Raw genomic sequence first — 17,012 nt, forward strand, 5'->3', positions numbered from 1 at the left:
CAGGAGCCGTTAAGACATGCCTAATTTCTTTATCGATCGCCCCATATTCGCATGGGTGATCGCCATTATCATCATGCTAGCGGGTGGTCTTGCGATCATGAAGCTGCCAGTTGCGCAATATCCAACGATTGCGCCACCGGCCGTTTCGATCACTGCAACCTACCCTGGCGCTGATGCAAAAACGGTGCAGGACACCGTGACACAGGTTATCGAACAGAACATGAACGGTATCGATAACCTGATGTACATGTCCTCCAACAGTGACTCAACCGGTACAGTACAGATAACCCTGACCTTCCAGTCAGGCACTGATGCAGATATCGCGCAGGTACAGGTGCAGAACAAACTGCAGCTCGCCATGCCGCTGCTGCCGCAGGAAGTACAGCAACAGGGTGTGAGCGTGGAGAAATCCTCCAGTAGCTTCCTGATGGTTGTCGGCGTTATCAACACCAACGGCACCATGACGCAGGAGGATATTTCCGACTACGTGGGCGCCAACATGAAAGATGCGATCAGCCGTACGTCTGGTGTGGGTGACGTTCAGCTGTTTGGTTCCCAGTACGCGATGCGTATCTGGATGGATCCGAACAAACTGAACAACTTCCAGCTGACGCCGGTTGATGTGATCAGCGCGATTAAAGCGCAGAACGCCCAGGTTGCAGCCGGTCAGTTAGGTGGTACGCCGCCGGTGAAAGGCCAGCAGCTGAACGCCTCGATCATCGCGCAGACCCGTCTGAAATCCGCTGACGAATTCAGCAATATTCTGCTGAAAGTGAACCAGGATGGTTCGCAGGTTCGTCTTCGTGATGTGGCGAAGGTTGAGCTGGGTGGCGAAAACTACGACATCGTAGCGAAGTTTAACAACCAGCCGGCTTCTGGTCTGGGTATTAAACTGGCAACCGGCGCGAACGCGCTGGATACGGCAAATGCCATTCGTGCCGAACTGGCAAAAATGGAGCCGTACTTCCCGTCAGGCCTGAAAATTGTTTACCCGTATGACACCACGCCGTTCGTGAAAATCTCTATTCACGAAGTAGTGAAAACGCTGGTAGAAGCAATAATCCTGGTATTCCTGGTGATGTATCTGTTCCTGCAGAACTTCCGCGCGACGTTGATTCCAACCATCGCAGTACCGGTCGTATTGCTGGGGACCTTCGCCATCCTCGCCATCTTCGGCTTCTCGATAAACACCCTCACCATGTTCGGTATGGTGCTAGCGATCGGTCTGCTCGTCGATGACGCCATCGTGGTGGTCGAAAACGTCGAGCGTGTGATGGCGGAAGAAGGCCTGCCGCCGAAAGAAGCAACCCGTAAATCCATGGGCCAGATCCAGGGCGCACTGGTGGGTATTGCCATGGTGCTGTCGGCGGTATTTATCCCAATGGCCTTCTTCGGTGGTTCAACCGGGGCAATTTACCGTCAGTTCTCCATCACTATCGTATCCGCGATGGCGCTGTCGGTACTGGTGGCGTTGATCCTGACCCCGGCGCTGTGCGCCACGATGTTGAAACCTATCGCTAAAGGCGGTCACGGCGAGCACAAAGGCTTCTTTGGCTGGTTTAACCGCATGTTCGATAAGAGCACGCACCACTACACCGATAGCGTAGGTAACATTCTGCGCAGTACTGGTCGTTACCTGGTGCTGTATCTGATCATCGTCGTCGGAATGGCGTGGTTGTTCGTTCGTCTGCCAAGCTCGTTCTTACCTGATGAAGATCAGGGCGTATTCCTGAGCATGGCGCAGCTTCCGGCTGGCGCGACGCAGGAACGTACGCAGAAAGTGCTCGATGAGATGACGGACTACTATCTCACCAAAGAAAAAGACAACGTTGAGTCGGTGTTTGCCGTTAACGGCTTCGGCTTCGCTGGTCGTGGTCAGAACACCGGTATTGCGTTCGTCTCGCTGAAAGACTGGAGTGAACGTCCAGGTAAAGAGAACAAGGTTGAAGCGATTACCGGTCGTGCAATGGCCCGTTTCTCGCAGATTAAAGATGCGATGGTCTTCGCCTTTAACCTGCCGGCTATCGTGGAACTGGGTACGGCAACCGGCTTCGACTTCCAGCTGATCGACCAGGGCGGTTTGGGACATGAAAAACTGACCCAGGCACGTAACCAGTTGTTTGGCGAAGTGGCGAAGCACCCTGATCTGCTGGTCGGCGTGCGTCCGAACGGTCTGGAAGATACACCGCAGTTCAAGGTGGATATCGATCAGGAGAAAGCGCAGGCGCTGGGCGTATCTATCAGTGACATCAATACCACACTGGGCGCGGCCTGGGGCGGTAGCTATGTCAACGACTTCATCGACCGCGGTCGTGTGAAGAAAGTGTACGTCATGTCCGAAGCGAAATACCGTATGCTGCCAGAAGATATTGGCAACTGGTACGTACGCGGTAGTGACGGGCAGATGGTGCCGTTCTCGGCCTTCTCAACGTCTCATTGGGAGTACGGTTCACCTCGTCTGGAACGCTATAACGGTCTGCCATCGATGGAAATCCTCGGTCAGGCGGCACCGGGTAGAAGTACCGGTGAAGCGATGACCATGATGGAAGAGCTGGCCAGCAAACTGCCTTCGGGTATTGGCTATGACTGGACCGGTATGTCCTATCAGGAACGTCTGTCCGGTAACCAGGCGCCAGCGCTGTATGCCATTTCACTTATCGTGGTATTCCTCTGTCTGGCAGCACTGTATGAAAGCTGGTCGATACCGTTCTCGGTTATGCTGGTTGTGCCACTGGGGGTCATCGGCGCCCTGCTGGCGGCAACGTTCCGTGGCCTGACAAACGACGTTTACTTCCAGGTGGGCCTGCTGACAACCATTGGCTTGTCGGCGAAGAACGCGATACTTATCGTCGAATTCGCCAAAGATCTGATGGATAAAGAAGGCAAAGGTCTGATAGAGGCGACGCTGGAAGCGGTACGTATGCGTCTGCGCCCTATCCTGATGACCTCACTGGCATTTATCCTCGGGGTTATGCCGCTGGTTATCAGTTCCGGCGCAGGCTCCGGTGCACAGAACGCCGTAGGTACGGGCGTAATGGGCGGGATGGTGACCGCGACGGTACTGGCAATCTTCTTTGTTCCTGTGTTCTTCGTGGTGGTTCGCCGCCGCTTCAGTAAGAAAACAGAAGACATTGAGCACAGCCATCCGGTTGAGCATCATTAATCTCCCATGACTAAGGGCCGCACATGCGGCCCTTTTTTTATGTGTTTCAGAGCACTTCCCGACTCATTGAGTCAGCAAGATCGCTGCCCTATATTAAAGCGCACGCAATGCCACGGTTTATTTTACATTCTGATATACAATTTCTTGCGATAAGCTTTGCTTTATTCCATTCGGATTTTTCTTTTCCAGGCTTATCAGAGATAAGAATATTCTTAACCCTGAATTCGTTCCGGATAGTCTTGTGACTGCGGGAAATCATTAGATAAATCAATGACCCAAAAGCCTTGCTGCCCACTGCAGACCCCAGACCGGATGCTGTAATAATAAATTCGGATATTTTTAAGATAAATTAACCGCGATAATTGTAATTTTTCGTAATAGCACGGTGAAATCTTTTTAAGAGTGGATTATAGTTAAAACAACAGGATTACAATGTATGTGTCAGGTCTGTTAGTCGTGTTCATCCCACAACGGTGCTTGCTGGTCGTCGTTTAAACCACTCATAAGGGGATGCGTTATGGACGAATACTCGCCAAAAAGACATGATATCGCGCAACTTCGATTTCTCTGCGAAACCCTGTATCATGACTGCCTTGCAAACCTGGAAGAGATCAACCACGGCTGGGTGAATGACCCGACGTCGGCTGTCAATCTTCAGATTAATGAATTGATCGAACACATCGCCACGTTCGCGCTTAATTATAAAATTAAGTACGCTGAGGATAATAAACTGATTGCTCAGCTGGACGAATACCTGGATGACACGTTTATGTTGTTCAGTAGTTATGGCATTAACACGGGCGATCTCCAGAAATGGCGTAAATCGGGGAATCGGTTATTCCGTTGTTTCGTGAATGCCAGCCGGGAGAACCCGGCAAGTCTTTCTTGTTAGTATTATTACAATCTAAAGGTGATTTTATGTCTGGTGAACCATTAACCAAAACAGACTATTTGATGCGCTTACGTCGCTGTCAGACAATTGATACGCTGGAACGCGTAATTGAAAAAAACAAATATGAACTTTCCGATAACGAACTGGCTGTATTTTACTCAGCGGCCGACCATCGTCTTGCGGAATTGACCATGAATAAGCTTTACGACAAAATCCCAACATCTGTGTGGAAATTCATTCGTTAATTCATTTTACGTATAAATACGCAGGTTAATTGAATTGCCCCTCTGACGCAGGGTTTAATTGTGATATCTCTCGCATAAGTCATTAATAACACTTATGAAACCGGTCTCTTTTTTTATATTATGGTGCCCATTTCATTAAGGAAAGCACCATGAGTGAAGAAAAACGCAAAATGATCGCTGGCGAGTTGTATCAGCCAGGAGACGCAACGTTACGAGCCGATCGCCTGCACGCCAGGCAATTACTGCATCGCTACAACCATTCGGCACCCGATGAACGTGAATGGCGGGCAACATGCCTTACCGAGCTATTTGGCAGGGATCATGACGCCTATATTGAACCCACTTTCCGCTGTGATTATGGTTACAATATATTCCTCGGCACCAATTTTTACGCCAATTTTGACTGCGTGATGCTCGACGTTTGCCCGATTCATATCGGTAATAATTGCATGCTGGCGCCCGGCGTCCATATCTATACCGCCACGCATCCACTGGATGCGGATGAACGCAACAGCGGCAAAGAATACGGCAAACCCGTGACGATCGGCCATAATGTCTGGATTGGTGGACGGGCGGTGATTAATCCCGGCGTGACGATTGGCGACAACGCGGTTATCGCCTCCGGTGCCGTGGTGGTGAAAGATGTTCCGGCTTACGCCGTCGTCGGTGGCAACCCGGCGCAAATCATCAAGATGCTGACAGCGCAAAAATCGTAACTGTTATGCTTTTCTGCAACTGATCTGTTACTTTCCCGAGAGATTACTGCAACATAAAATAGCCTTCAGGCTAGCGCGTTATGAAGCAGAACCGGGGAGCAAAATGACAGAAATACAGCAACTGCTGACCAACACCATTGATGAACTCAATGCGCAAGAGAAGCGTGACAACCGTCCGCGCTTTAGTATCAGTTTTATCCGCAACCATCCGTGGCTGTTCGTCGCGATGTACGCCGCCTTCCTGGCGACCTTCGTGGTCATGTGGCGTTCAGAAACGCTGGCAGATTCCGTCTGGTTGCTGGTTGTGCTGTTTGTCCTGCTCAACGGTTTCTTCTTTTTCGACGTCTACCCGCGCTATCGCTACGAAGATATCGATGTCCTGGATTTTCGCGTTTGTTACAACGGCGAATGGTATAACACGCGTTACGTACCGCAACAGCTGATTGAACGCATTCTGCAATCGCCCCGCGTTGCCGGCGAGCAGAAAAGCCAGCTTGAGAAAATGGTCGCCACCAAAGGTGAGCTATCGTTTTACGATGTCTTCAGCCTGACCCGCGTCGGGACTGCACAATAAGACGATTTAACGTCCGGATCGCCGGGCCAAAGTGCGAGGCAGAGGTATTACCGTACCCCAGCACCAACCCACTTCGCGCCTGTGCGGCATTAAGGTAAAAGCGACTTAGCGCCGCCGGTGCCTGCTGAAACTGCCGCGCCTTCTCAACTATCGCGCCATCGTCAATCCCGTCGATGGCCACCGTCAAATGCAAACCGCCCTCCCCGCCCAGAATCTCACAGGGTTGGGTAAGCTCCGTCTCAAGGGCCTCTCGCAACTGCAGCTGCCGCCCACGATACAGCCGACGCATCGCCGCCAGATGACGGGCGTAGTGCCCCTCTTCAATAAACAACGCCAGAGCACGCTGCTCGGCGCGGTGGCCGCCGCGTAGCAGCGACCCGACGATTCCCTGTGCCGCTTCCGCCAGCGCAGGAGGCATCACCACGAAACCGACACGCAGTGCCGGGAACAGCGTTTTGCTGAAGGTACCGAGATAGACCACCGGTGCCTGCTTTAGCATGCCTGACATCGCCTGAATCGGCTCACCGCTGTAGCGAAACTCGCTATCGTAATCATCTTCAATAATCCACGCATCGTGCTGCCGGGCATAGTCCAGCAGCGCCAGACGCCGTCGCGCGCTCATGACTGCTCCACAAGGATACTGGTGTGAAGGCGAGGTGAAAATCAGGCGCGGCGTCGTACTGGCGTTAGTATCCGGGCACATCCCTTCGCTATCAACCGGTATCCCTTTGATACGCAGTCCGGCCTTCAGAAATACGCTCTTCGCCCCAGGATAACCCGGCTCTTCGACCCACGCGGTATCACCCGCCACGCTCAGCAGATGCGTACAAATGCTCACGCCTTCAAGCGCGCCTTCGGTGATCACCACCTGCCGGGCATCACAGCGGATCCCACGTGACAGCGCCAGATGGCGCACAATAGCCTCCCGCAACGCAGGATCGCCCGCCGCATCGCCATACCCCAGCAGCGCATAGCCCTCTTCCCGTAGCACCCGGTCGAGTAGCCGCCGCCAGACGGGCAAGGGGAAATAGTTTATCGCTGGCGTACCAGGGGTAAACGCCAGCACGGGTGAATCCCGGCGGGTCCCCGCTGGCAACGCCAGCAGCCTCTCCGGCAGCGCAATAGCACAAGGTGGTCCTTCGCTCTCACCAGCAGAAAGCTGCCTCGCCACCCAGGTGCCCTGACGACTACGTGACAGATAACCCTCCATTGCCAACTGATCCAGCGCTGCGTTGATGGTATTACGCGACAGATTAAGTCGTTCAGCAATGGTCCGCGAACCGGGTAGACGACTTCCCCCCACCAGAGAGCCCTGCAGAATCGCCTCGCGCAGCGCGTGATAAAGCGTGCGCTGGAGGGTTCCGTGGCTCCGGCGGTTGAGGGAGTGTTCCAGCAGGGTGAAAAAGGCATCGTCAGGGATATTCATCGCGGCTCCTCGTGGCACCATCAAAACATACTCTGATGGCTCTTTTTATGGAACCAGTAAAACCGTAGTCTCACCCTACTCATCCAGACAAGGAAATCCCATGAATCAGCAAAACGCATTCGGTCAACCCGTTGGCGAAGCCTTGCCCGACTGGCAACCACGCCCTTACCCGGAGCGCCTCGTTCTACAGGGCCGCAACTGCCACCTTGAACCGCTGACTACCGCTCATGCCGGTGCACTCTTTGCCGCACATCAACTGGCTCCGGATACCCGCAGCTGGACCTGGCTGCTGCGCGAGCCGGACAGCAGCGTGGAGGAATATAGCGCCTGGGTTGCCAGCGTGGAGAATCTCCGCGATCCCATGCATTTTGCGGTGATCGATCGGCAGACCAACCAGCCGGTTGGCTCGCTGGCGCTGATGCGTATCGATGCGAATCATGGCGTGGTTGAAGTCGGGCATGTGCATTTCTCACCGCTGCTCAGCCGGACGGTCATGGCAACGGAAGCCCACTGGCTGCTGATGCGCTACGCCTTCGATACGCTCGGCTATCGTCGTTATGAATGGAAATGCAACAGCCTGAACGAACCTTCACGCCGGGCGGCGCTGCGGCTGGGGTTTCATTTCGAGGGACGCTTTCGTCAGGCGTTGGTGATAAAGGGCCACAACCGCGATACCGACTGGTTCTCGATAATCGACGGCGAGTGGCCGCAGGTGGATAAGGCGATGCAACAGTGGCTGGCCAGCGAGAATTTTAGTGCCGATGGCCAACAGCGCCATACGCTGGAGAATTTCCGCGCGCTGGAAGATTAACGCCGCTTTTTGCGCCCCTGTACGGCTTTAAAGCGAGGGTTGCTCTTACATATCACGTACAGCCGCCCTTTGCGTTTCACAATCTGGCAGTCCGGGTGGCGCTGTTTGGCGCTACGCAGCGAGTTGAGTACCTGCATCGTTAGTTCCTTTTCGCATCAATAAAACCGCCGAAACGCTGGCGGAAACGCGCCGTACTGCCTTCGTTGTTGAAGGCTTTCTGTTTACCGGTGTAATACGGGTGCGATTTTGACGACACATCCAGGGTGACATAGGGATAGGTCACCCCTTCCAGTTCAATCACACGCTCGGTCTTGATCGTCGATCCCACTTTAAAATATTCATTCACGCTGGTGTCGTGGAACACCACGGTACGGTAATGCGGGTGGATATTGGCTTTCATGTTAACCCCACTAGATATGTTATAACATAACAGCAAGGTTACGCCGCACCAACGCAAAGATCAACCCTGAAAAGTTCATGGAATAGCAAGTCAAAACCAGGAAAGCAGAACCAGAAGACAGAATAACAGGCGGCGTGGGCCGCCCGTGGCGGATTACGGATTGAGCTGATGAGCAAGTGCGCGCAGTTGTTCGGCAATAGCCTGCAGGTTTTTCCCCTGCTCGGTTTTCGGCCCGGTAGAGTGACGCACCACCAGTCTGGCAGGCAAAATCGACGAGGTATGCGATGTATCGCTATCCCCGCTATCGAGAAGACGGCGCACGGCCTCTTTGCCTTGCAAATCGAGGTCCAGGGAAACCGTCGTCAGCGCCGGATAGAAGAAGGAGCTTTCGTAGGTATCATCGTAGCCAATTACCGATTTTTCACCTGGGATCGGTACCTGATGCTGATGGAACGCGCTCAGCACGCCCAGCGCCATCTGGTCATTTCCTACCAGTACTGCCGAGAATTTCGGCGTCTCACGCAGCATCTGTAACGCCCCGGCATAGCCGCTCTGCGCATCCCAGTTACCGCGAATTACCGTGACCGGCTGCAAACCATATCCTTCCAGGGTCTCCATCCAGCTTTTCAGGCGCAGCGTTGCCGATACCGAGCTCTCCGGGCCTGCCAGCAACGCAATATCCCGATGCCCCATCTCAAACAGATATTTGACGCTCGCACGGGTGCCATCGGCCGGGTTAAACGAAACGTTAAACACCGAACTGTAAGGGTCAACATCGAGGAAAAGACAGACGATGTCATCGTTGTCAGCCGCGATTTTCTGGGCCTCTTCGGTCTCCAGGGGCACGTTGATAATGACCTTATCAACCAGCTGAGACTTCAGCTCATTGATGGATTCCTGGATACTTTGATTGACGCTCTCATCAATCATCGAAATCAGCACCTGATAACCTTCGACATTCGCATAGCGTTTTACCGCCGCGGCGACCTGTGAAGGGGCGTGCAGGGAGAGTGAAATCGTCACCAGCCCTACCGTTCGGCTCTGCTTACCCACCAGCTGTTGTGCGAGGCGGTTCGGGACATACCGCAGCAACTCAATGGATTTCTCCACCTTGTGCCGTGTGGCTTCAGATACATTGGCAGATTTATTCAGCACCCTGGACACGGTCTGATAAGAGACGCCCGCATGACGAGCGACGTCTTCTAACGTTGCGCTTTTAGACTTCATGGTCCGGTTCCTTATGTTGTTATCCCTGGATTGTAACAGGGGCCATTTGAAAAAACGCTCTTCTCAACATTCCATTGCGATAATTAGACACGAAAAGTATGACGCTCACAACACAGCAAATTGTGAATACTCTCACCAACCGTAACAATTTACGCCATTTTATTTGCAGTTTATCACACAATCGCGATCGTTCATTTGCCTTGATTTACATTTAGGCATTTCATGACAGCGTTAATGTGAACGTAATACAAAACAATAAGAGGATTGACATGAACACTACGCTGCGCGCCCTTTCTGTTGCGTTAGCTGCTGCACTGGTTTCTCCCTCCGTGCTGGCCGCTTCCGCCTCTGTTCCTGGCATTGATTTTCATGGTTATCTGCGAGCCGGAGTTGGGGTCTCCGGTGACGGTAGCCAGGCCGAATGGCAAAAGAATAAAATTGGCCGTCTGGGTAACGAATCCGATACCTATGGCGAGCTGGAGTTGGGTTCAGAGGTGTACAAAAAGGACGATGTCAGCTTCTATCTCGACAGCATGGTCAGCATGGTTTCTGACGGGTCTAACGATAACGAATCGACCCTCAATGACGACGCGGAATTTGGCCTGCGTCAGTTAAACCTGCAGATCAAAGGCCTGATCCCTGGCGATCCTAATGCGGTCATCTGGGGCGGTAAACGCTACTATCAACGTCACGATCTGCACATCATTGATACCAAATACTGGAACATCTCCGGCTCCGGTGCCGGTATCGAAAACTACACCGTAGGCCCGGGTGCCGTTTCTCTGGCCTGGATCCGCGGTGACGCCAACGATGTCGATTATCGCGTCGACGGCGACAACGACGTCAATATTAACTATATCGACCTGCGCTATGCAGGCTGGAAGCCGTGGTCTGGTTCATGGACGGAGTTCGGTATCGACTACGCCATGCCTAACACCACCAAGAAGCAGGATAGCTACGGCGGGCTGTACGATGCTGATAACGGCGTGATGCTGACCGGTGAAATCAGCCAGGATATGCTGGGCGGCTACAACAAACTGGTGCTGCAGTACGCGAACAAAGGGCTGGCACAGAATATGGTCTCCCAGGGCGGCGGTTGGTATGACATGTGGAACGAGGTCAACGATGCCACCGGCTATCGCGTCATCAACACCGGCCTGATCCCAATCACCGAAAAATTCTCGATTAACCATGTACTGACCTGGGGTTCTGCTGACGACATCACCGACTACACCGATAAAACGCGTCTATTCTCGCTCGTTGCGCGTGGCCAGTATCAGTTCACAGACTATGTGCGTCTGATTGGCGAAGTGGGTGGTTTCTACCAGAAAGACAGCTACAAGAACAATACCTCTTACAAGCAAGCCGGTGAGAAATACACAATTGCACTGGGTCTGGCAGATGGTCCGGACTTTATGTCACGCCCGGAATTACGTATTTTCGCCTCGTACCTTAATGATTCCGAGAACGGTAAACCGTTTGAAGATCAAACTGCCAGCAATACGTGGAACTTCGGGGTCCAGGTCGAGGCCTGGTGGTAATCGTTCTATTAATTTTTGTACCTGTATTATCTCCACTGTAAGGTCGTAATTACCCTCCGGTAATGATTATTGCCATTGCTATTGCCCGGAATAATGTAATTTGTAGCATGACGGGAATATTGCTTTTATTTTGGGATAACTCAGCGATTGAGTTATCCCTTTTTCTTTATTTACGGCTGGTAAAATGCTCATCCAGCAATTGACGCAGGGCATCCGATTGCTTGCCAAAAATAGCATGAACCTGTTGCCCGAGAATAATAACCCCTAAGGCCCCCTGCTGTTGTAAAGCCTGAGAGTCGACCGTTGCCAGGTTATTCACCGTGACCCGCAAACGGGTAATACAGGCATCGACATTCACGATATTCTCCTCTCCGCCGAAGGCCTGAATTAACCCCTGTATTTGCTGTTTCTCGGCGTCATTCAACGGCACCGGCTGACGAGGTGCGGAGAAATAATGCAGAAAGGATTTTAAGCTCACCATAGTTCACTCCTGATTAAGTACAGATAAAAAAAAACCTGCTCCCAGGAGCAGGTTCGGAGAAAGCGCAATTACGCTTTACGACTGAGGACACGGCAATCCCAGGGGGTTAAAGTCAGTGGCGCAGTGATATCGGCGCCGGTCAGACTGTCCTGGTAGCCCTGCGGCAGGGTGACGCTGTGCTGCTGCGCACTATAGTTTTGCAGGAACACGTAGGTCGTTTCGCCATCGGTGCGCGCCGTCGCCACTACCGCCGGCGGAAGCTCGCTATCGATGGCCCGCGGCAGCGCCAGCTCTTTACTGATGGTGGCAAAGAAATCACGCTGGAAGGCCAGATCGTTACGTGATGCCACATGCCAGGCTTTGCCTTTACCAAAGTGATTCACGGTGACCGCCGGGCGTCCCGCGTAGAAATCATCCCGGTAGGTCGCCAGCGGCTGTGCGCTTTCGGCATGAATCAGTTCACACAGATGCCGTACCTGATATGGCCCTTGCAGGCCTCCTTCGTTACCGGCCAGGCCCTGCACCAGGTTACGCTCGCCATCGTTGAGGCAGTCAATTTCTTCCGCCCAAATGCCCAGCAGGTTGCGCAGAGGCCCCGGGAAACCGCCAAGATGGCAAAGGTCAGATTCATTCACCACTCCCGTCCAGTAGGTGGTCACCAGATGCCCGCCATTAGCGACAAAAGCCTCGGCCCGTTCAGCAAAGCCATCGCGAACCATATACAGCATCGGCGCAATCACCAGCTGATAGGCGCTGAGATCGCCATCCGCATCAATGACATCGACCGCGATCCCCTGCTCCCAGAAGGGCCGGTAGTGTTCATTGACGGTATTTTCATACTCCATGCCGAGATTACGCGGCCCCTGAGCATCATCCAGCGCCCAGCGGTTTTGCTGATCGAAAACGATGGCCACTTTCGCTTCAGTGCGACAGCCCACTACACCCGGTAAGCGACTGAGCATCTCGCCCAGCTTGCTAACCTCGCGGCCGATACGGGTGTCCAGGTGACCGACATGGTCAATGACCGCACCGTGGAATTTCTCCACCGAGCCGCGGCTTTTGCGCCACTGGAAGTACTGTACCGAATCGGCCCCGTGCGCCACCGCCTGCATAGAGGAGAGAATATGCATCCCCGGTTTTTTCAGCTTACTGGTCGGCTGCCAGTTGGTGGCTCCGGGCGTTGACTCCATCAGGACGAACGGCTTGCCGCCTTTCAGGCTGCGCATCATGTCGTGATACATCGCGGTATAGCAGGCCAGCGCGGTTTCATCTTTGTCACGATGCCACATCGGGTAGCTATCCCAGGAAATGAAGTCCAGCGCCTGCGCCAGCTGCCAGTAGTCGTAATCGTAGAAATACTCCATGAAGTTGGTGGTCACCGGCAGGTCGGCATTCGCTGCCTTCAGCGGAGCAATTTCATGACGGCAAAAATCGGTGACCTGCGCCGTGTTAAAGCGACGCCAGTCGAGATTCAGCCCGTGAATCGAGACTTCCCCCTGCGGCGCCGGAGATTCAATTTGTGACCAGTCGCTATAGGTGTGGCTCCAGAATGTACTCCACCACGCATGGTTAAGGTTATCGAGCGTCTGATAACGTTCTTTCAGCCAGTCGCGAAAGCGCGCCTGACAGCGATCGCAATGGCATTCGCCACCATATTCATTGGAGATATGCCATCCCAGTACGGCCGGATGCTGTGAATACCGCTCTGCCAGCAGGCTATTGATTTTAAAAATCTTGTCCCGATAAACCGACGAAGTCATGCAGTGATTATGCCGTCCCCCATGCAGCGCCGGTACGCGGTCGCGTCCCACCCGCAGCACCTGCGGGTAAGCCTGCGACATCCACGCCGGGCGGGCGCCGCTCGGCGTCGCCAGAAAAACGTGAATCCCGGCGGCATACAGCTTATCCAGAATGCTGTCCAGCCAGCCAAATTCAAATACGCCTTCCTGAGGTTCAAGTTTGGCCCAGCTGAAAATCCCCACCGACATGACATTACAGTTAGCCTGCTGCATCATGGCAATATCTTTCTCGATAATATCGGGGTAATTCTCCCACTGCTCTGGGTTATAGTCAGCACCATGCAATAGCGCGTTGACCTTTGGGCTCAAAGGCGAAAACTTATTCATAATAAATATCCTGAAATGTCAAACTTTACGATTAATTAAAGACTTTCGCCGATGGCAAGACTTTTCCCTGGCAATCAAATAGCGCCTGGTTTTCCCGGGCATTTCCCTGCTTCCATTCATCATGGATATATTTCATGCCCGCCGGAGTGGCCCAGGTATTTCCAGGCACCGCAATCCAGGTCGGCTCCCAATAAAAAATACCTTTACCGCGATGTTCAGGAACATCGATAACGGCCTGCATCAGGTCGTGAATATAATTATATTGCCCCTGAATCGTTGCTGGATAACCGCCATCTTTTTCTTCTTTCGCCTGGAAACTATTTTCTGCGTTATCGCAATTTTCCAGGGTATAGGCGTAGGCCGCCTCCACGACAATAACATCTTTGTTATAGCGCTTGCTGATATCATCCATATTCGCTTTCAGCGCGCTAATCGGACCGTTCCAGTAGGTGTACATCGACAGGCCAATAATGTCGTAGGGCACATTGCGCTTGCTGATTTCATCGAACCACCAGCGGAAGGTATCGTTCTTGGTTCCTTCCGCCAGATGCAGCATGATTTTCACCTGCTCACCCTGCTTGAGGTTCTCTTTCAACCCGTCGATTGCCGCATTCAGCAATCCTGCCAGGCGGTCAAATTCGCCGCCGCCCTGCCCCCAGCTTTTGCCTTCTGGCCACAGCATGCCGCCGTTGATCTCATTCCCGATTTGCACCATATCCGGCAACACACCTTCCTGCTTAAAGCGGGCGATGGTGTCGCGGGTGTAGTCGTGGATCGCCGTTTTCAGCTGCGGGTAATCCATTTTCTCCCATGCTTTGGGTTTGTACTGTTTACCTGGATCGGTCCAGAAATCGCTGTAGTGGAAGTCCAGCAACAGCTTCATGCCCTGCGCTTTTGCCCGTTTAGCCAGCGCCAGGGTTGCCGCCAGATCGTTATCGCCACCGCCATAGCCCTGACCCTGAGCATCTTTCGGATCGACCCACAGGCGCAGGCGTACATAGTTCACGCCATCGGCTTTCAGGATGGCGATAGGATCCTGTAGCTGGTTGTTGTGGTTATAAAATTTGGCGCCGTGCTTTTCGGCGTCCAGCAACGTGGAGATATCCGCACCTTTGATAAAGTCTGCAGGCATCGCGTTAAATGCACGCGTTTGCAGTGCTTCCGCGGCCAGCACAGCGGGGGAAAAACTGCATGCCAGACAAACAGCAAGCACAGCGGGTGTTAATCTTTTCATGGGGTTATCCTTTTGTACTGCCAGCGGTCAGGCCGGAAACAAAGTATTTTTGTAATGCCAGATAGAGAATCGCGACCGGAACGGCAATCAGCACCGCCCCTGCTGCATAGGTGGTGTAGCTGGCGCCCATTTTTTGCGCGACCAGGTTGTAAAGACCGATCGGCAACGTGTATTTGTCTGGCGTACGCAAAATGGTGCTCGACAAAATAAAGTCGCCCAGCGGGCCGGTGAAGGAGAACAGCGCCACCACCGCAAGGATCGGTTTTGACAGCGGCATGATTATCTCAAAGAAGATACGGAAGCTGCTGGCACCATCCATACGCGCTGACTCATCCAGATCTTTCGGGATCGCATCGAGATAGCCCTTCATCAGCCAGGTGTTCATCGGGATCATGCCGCCCACGTAGATCAGCACCAGCGCCAGGTGGCTGTTGATCAGCCCCAGCAGCTGCGAGAGCACGAAGATCGCAATCAGCGCAGAGAACTGCGGGATCATCTGCAACAACAGAAACAGCATCAGCCCGTTCTGTCGCCCTTTAAACCGAAAACGAGAGAAGGCGTAGGCGGTAAAGCTGACGCTGATTAAGGTGAGCGCCATGGTCATGAAGCTGATTTTCATCGAGTTCCAGTACCAGGTCAGGTAGTTCACATTACCGTTGAACAGGTCGGCATAGTGCTGGAATGACAGATTCTCAGGAATAATCGAGGTGCTGAGCAGGCTGTTTCCGGCATTCAGCGACGCCCCGACCGTCCAGATAAGCGGATAAATAATCACCACCGAGACCAGAATAACAATCAGCCAGGTGAGTGACAGGCGGATCCACTTTTCGCGTTTAATACTGGGTGATTTAGCCATGTGACTTCCCTTACGCCATGTCGTCGTTTTTGAAGGATTTGGTGGCGCGGAACTGCCACAACGCCAGGCCGACGACAAAAATCGACAGCAGAATAGTAATGGTTGCCGCAATGGCATATTGCGAAGAGGACATCGTCAGCTTGTAGATCCACGACACCAGAATATCCGTCCCGCCGGCGTTCGAACCCGCCACCGCTGGCCCACCGTTGTTGAACAAATAGATAATGTTGAAGTTGTTAAAGTTGAAGGTGTACTGGGTGATGATGATCGGCGCAATCGAGTACAGCACCAGCGGCAGGGTAATCGTCCGCAGACGCGTCCAGGCGCTGGCGCCGTCCATGGTTGCGGCTTCATACAGATCGTCAGGGATCGCCTGCAATACACCGGTCGTCATGGCGAACACAAACGGGAATCCTAACCAGGTTTGCATCATGATCAGCGCTGTTTTGGTCCAGAACGGATCGGTCAGCCACGCCTTCGGTCCAATGCCAAAGAACGACAGAATCGCGTTGTTAATCACCCCGAACGAATCGTTGAACATCCCCGCGAACACCAGAATGGTGACAAAGCCCGGAACCGCCCACGGCAGGATAAAAATGGTGCGAATCATCGGCTTAAAACGCAGGTCTTTCTGGTTCACGAGGATCGCTAGCAGCACGCCGACGGTGCACTGCAGGGTCGTCGCCAGCAGCGTCCACACCACCGTCCACTGCAGGACGTCAAAGAAGGTCGAGCGCCAGATAGAGAGTGTGAAAATATTCACGAAGTTCTTAAAACCAACCCAGTCCACCAGCTTCGCCGGCGGCGTGTGGTACAGGTTGTAGTTCGTAAAGGCGATAGCAAAACCAAACAGAATGGGGAAAATGACGACGAAGACCAGCAGAATAAAGCCGGGACTAATCATCAGATAAGGGAAGCCAGCGTTTAACAGCATTTGGTACTGTTTACGTACGCTGTTCAGGGCCACACCTTCATCGCGTTTTTTACCGTTAACCCAGGCATCGCGCAGTGAAAGGTAATAGACCAGCAGACCGAAAGCGACGATCAGCACGCTGATGATCCCTTCCGCCAGCAGGAAAATAGAGTTATCCCGCGGCACTTCTTCGCCTAGGGTATAAAGCCCCCACAGACCTTCCTGCAGGAAGTCATAAAAAATTCCCATGAAACTGCTCAGCAGCACCAGGAAGACAAGCCCCTTCAGCCACTGGCGGTGATAAAACTGGCCAAAACCCGGTACGATAGCCAGCAGCAGACTGCACCACGCATGGCGCCCTGCACCGCGTGCTTCGGCAATATTTTCGCTGGGATTGATAATCACAC

General features: G+C 53.2%; 16 protein-coding genes and 1 pseudogene. 7 read left to right on the plus strand and 10 right to left on the minus strand.

What is annotated here, in order from left to right; genetic code table 11:
• The first annotated feature begins 16 nt into the window (after positions 1-16).
• The 4 genes from acrB (at position 17) to maa (ending at position 5,016) form a co-directional block, all read left to right on the plus strand.
• The gene (gene acrB / locus ACMYSP_RS06925) at positions 17-3,163 is read left to right on the plus strand and encodes a multidrug efflux RND transporter permease subunit AcrB (protein WP_434586119.1); all 3,147 of its coding nucleotides are present in this window, start codon (positions 17-19) and stop codon (positions 3,161-3,163) included.
• Positions 3,164-3,680: 517 nt separating this feature from the next.
• Entirely contained in the window at positions 3,681-4,055 is a 375-nt protein-coding gene (gene tomB / locus ACMYSP_RS06930) for an Hha toxicity modulator TomB (protein ID WP_434586120.1), read from the plus strand.
• A gap of 26 nt (positions 4,056-4,081) precedes the next feature.
• On the plus strand, positions 4,082-4,300 hold the full coding sequence (locus tag ACMYSP_RS06935) for an HHA domain-containing protein (RefSeq protein WP_004858783.1): 219 nt from the start codon (positions 4,082-4,084) through the stop codon (positions 4,298-4,300).
• Between the two features lie 149 nt (positions 4,301-4,449).
• On the plus strand, positions 4,450-5,016 hold the full coding sequence (maa, locus tag ACMYSP_RS06940) for a maltose O-acetyltransferase (protein ID WP_434586121.1): 567 nt from the start codon (positions 4,450-4,452) through the stop codon (positions 5,014-5,016).
• On the opposite strand, the pseudogene ACMYSP_RS06945 reads toward maa, so the two are convergent.
• A pseudogene (locus ACMYSP_RS06945) lies at positions 4,988-5,086 on the minus strand (hypothetical protein); the annotation flags it as partial. The gene maa and the pseudogene ACMYSP_RS06945 sit on opposite strands and share 29 nt — an antisense overlap.
• 33 nt (positions 5,087-5,119) lie before the next feature.
• On the opposite strand from ACMYSP_RS06945, the gene ACMYSP_RS06950 reads away from it, so the two are divergent.
• On the plus strand, positions 5,120-5,590 hold the full coding sequence (locus tag ACMYSP_RS06950; RefSeq protein WP_123755733.1) for a YlaC family protein: 471 nt from the start codon (positions 5,120-5,122) through the stop codon (positions 5,588-5,590).
• Here ACMYSP_RS06950 and ACMYSP_RS06955 read toward each other — a convergent pair.
• Positions 5,559-7,016 (minus strand): PLP-dependent aminotransferase family protein, encoded by a 1,458-nt coding sequence (locus ACMYSP_RS06955; RefSeq protein WP_434586122.1) that lies wholly within the window; start codon positions 7,014-7,016, stop codon positions 5,559-5,561. The genes ACMYSP_RS06950 and ACMYSP_RS06955 overlap by 32 nt on opposite strands.
• A 100-nt stretch (positions 7,017-7,116) precedes the next feature.
• Here ACMYSP_RS06955 and ACMYSP_RS06960 point away from each other — a divergent pair, with 100 nt between their 5' ends.
• Positions 7,117-7,827, plus strand: coding sequence for a GNAT family N-acetyltransferase (locus tag ACMYSP_RS06960; RefSeq protein ID WP_434586123.1), 711 nt, complete (start codon positions 7,117-7,119; stop codon positions 7,825-7,827).
• Here the strand turns inward: ACMYSP_RS06960 and ykgO are convergent.
• From ykgO to ACMYSP_RS06975, 3 genes are all read right to left on the minus strand, one after another.
• Positions 7,824-7,964 (minus strand): type B 50S ribosomal protein L36, encoded by a 141-nt coding sequence (gene ykgO / locus ACMYSP_RS06965; RefSeq protein WP_003859006.1) that lies wholly within the window; start codon positions 7,962-7,964, stop codon positions 7,824-7,826. The two genes, ACMYSP_RS06960 and ykgO, sit on opposite strands and share 4 nt — an antisense overlap.
• A gap of 2 nt (positions 7,965-7,966) precedes the next feature.
• Positions 7,967-8,227, minus strand: a complete 261-nt coding sequence (locus tag ACMYSP_RS06970; RefSeq protein ID WP_123755730.1) for a type B 50S ribosomal protein L31 — start codon at positions 8,225-8,227, stop codon at positions 7,967-7,969.
• Between the two features lie 153 nt (positions 8,228-8,380).
• The gene (locus ACMYSP_RS06975) at positions 8,381-9,454 is read right to left on the minus strand and encodes a LacI family DNA-binding transcriptional regulator (protein ID WP_434586124.1); all 1,074 of its coding nucleotides are present in this window, start codon (positions 9,452-9,454) and stop codon (positions 8,381-8,383) included.
• A gap of 269 nt (positions 9,455-9,723) precedes the next feature.
• Here ACMYSP_RS06975 and ACMYSP_RS06980 point away from each other — a divergent pair, with 269 nt between their 5' ends.
• Entirely contained in the window at positions 9,724-10,995 is a 1,272-nt protein-coding gene (locus tag ACMYSP_RS06980; RefSeq protein ID WP_123755728.1) for a maltoporin, read from the plus strand.
• 166 nt (positions 10,996-11,161) lie between these two features.
• On the opposite strand, the gene ACMYSP_RS06985 is transcribed toward ACMYSP_RS06980, so the two are convergent.
• The 5 genes from ACMYSP_RS06985 to ACMYSP_RS07005 form a co-directional block, all read right to left on the minus strand.
• Entirely contained in the window at positions 11,162-11,476 is a 315-nt protein-coding gene (locus ACMYSP_RS06985; RefSeq protein WP_434586125.1) for a glucose PTS transporter subunit EIIB, read from the minus strand.
• A 68-nt stretch (positions 11,477-11,544) separates the two neighbouring features.
• Positions 11,545-13,602, minus strand: a complete 2,058-nt coding sequence (locus tag ACMYSP_RS06990) for a beta-galactosidase (protein WP_434586126.1) — start codon at positions 13,600-13,602, stop codon at positions 11,545-11,547.
• 31 nt (positions 13,603-13,633) lie between these two features.
• Positions 13,634-14,836, minus strand: coding sequence for a glycoside hydrolase family 53 protein (locus ACMYSP_RS06995; RefSeq protein WP_434586127.1), 1,203 nt, complete (start codon positions 14,834-14,836; stop codon positions 13,634-13,636).
• 4 nt (positions 14,837-14,840) lie between these two features.
• Positions 14,841-15,692, minus strand: coding sequence for a sugar ABC transporter permease (locus ACMYSP_RS07000; protein WP_434586128.1), 852 nt, complete (start codon positions 15,690-15,692; stop codon positions 14,841-14,843).
• 10 nt (positions 15,693-15,702) lie between these two features.
• On the minus strand, positions 15,703-17,010 hold the full coding sequence (locus ACMYSP_RS07005) for a carbohydrate ABC transporter permease (protein ID WP_123755723.1): 1,308 nt from the start codon (positions 17,008-17,010) through the stop codon (positions 15,703-15,705).
• Positions 17,011-17,012: the final 2 nt, after the last annotated feature.

The sequence above is a fragment of the Klebsiella sp. R390 genome (assembly GCF_051131745.1).
Taxonomy (GTDB): Bacteria; Pseudomonadota; Gammaproteobacteria; order Enterobacterales; family Enterobacteriaceae; genus Klebsiella.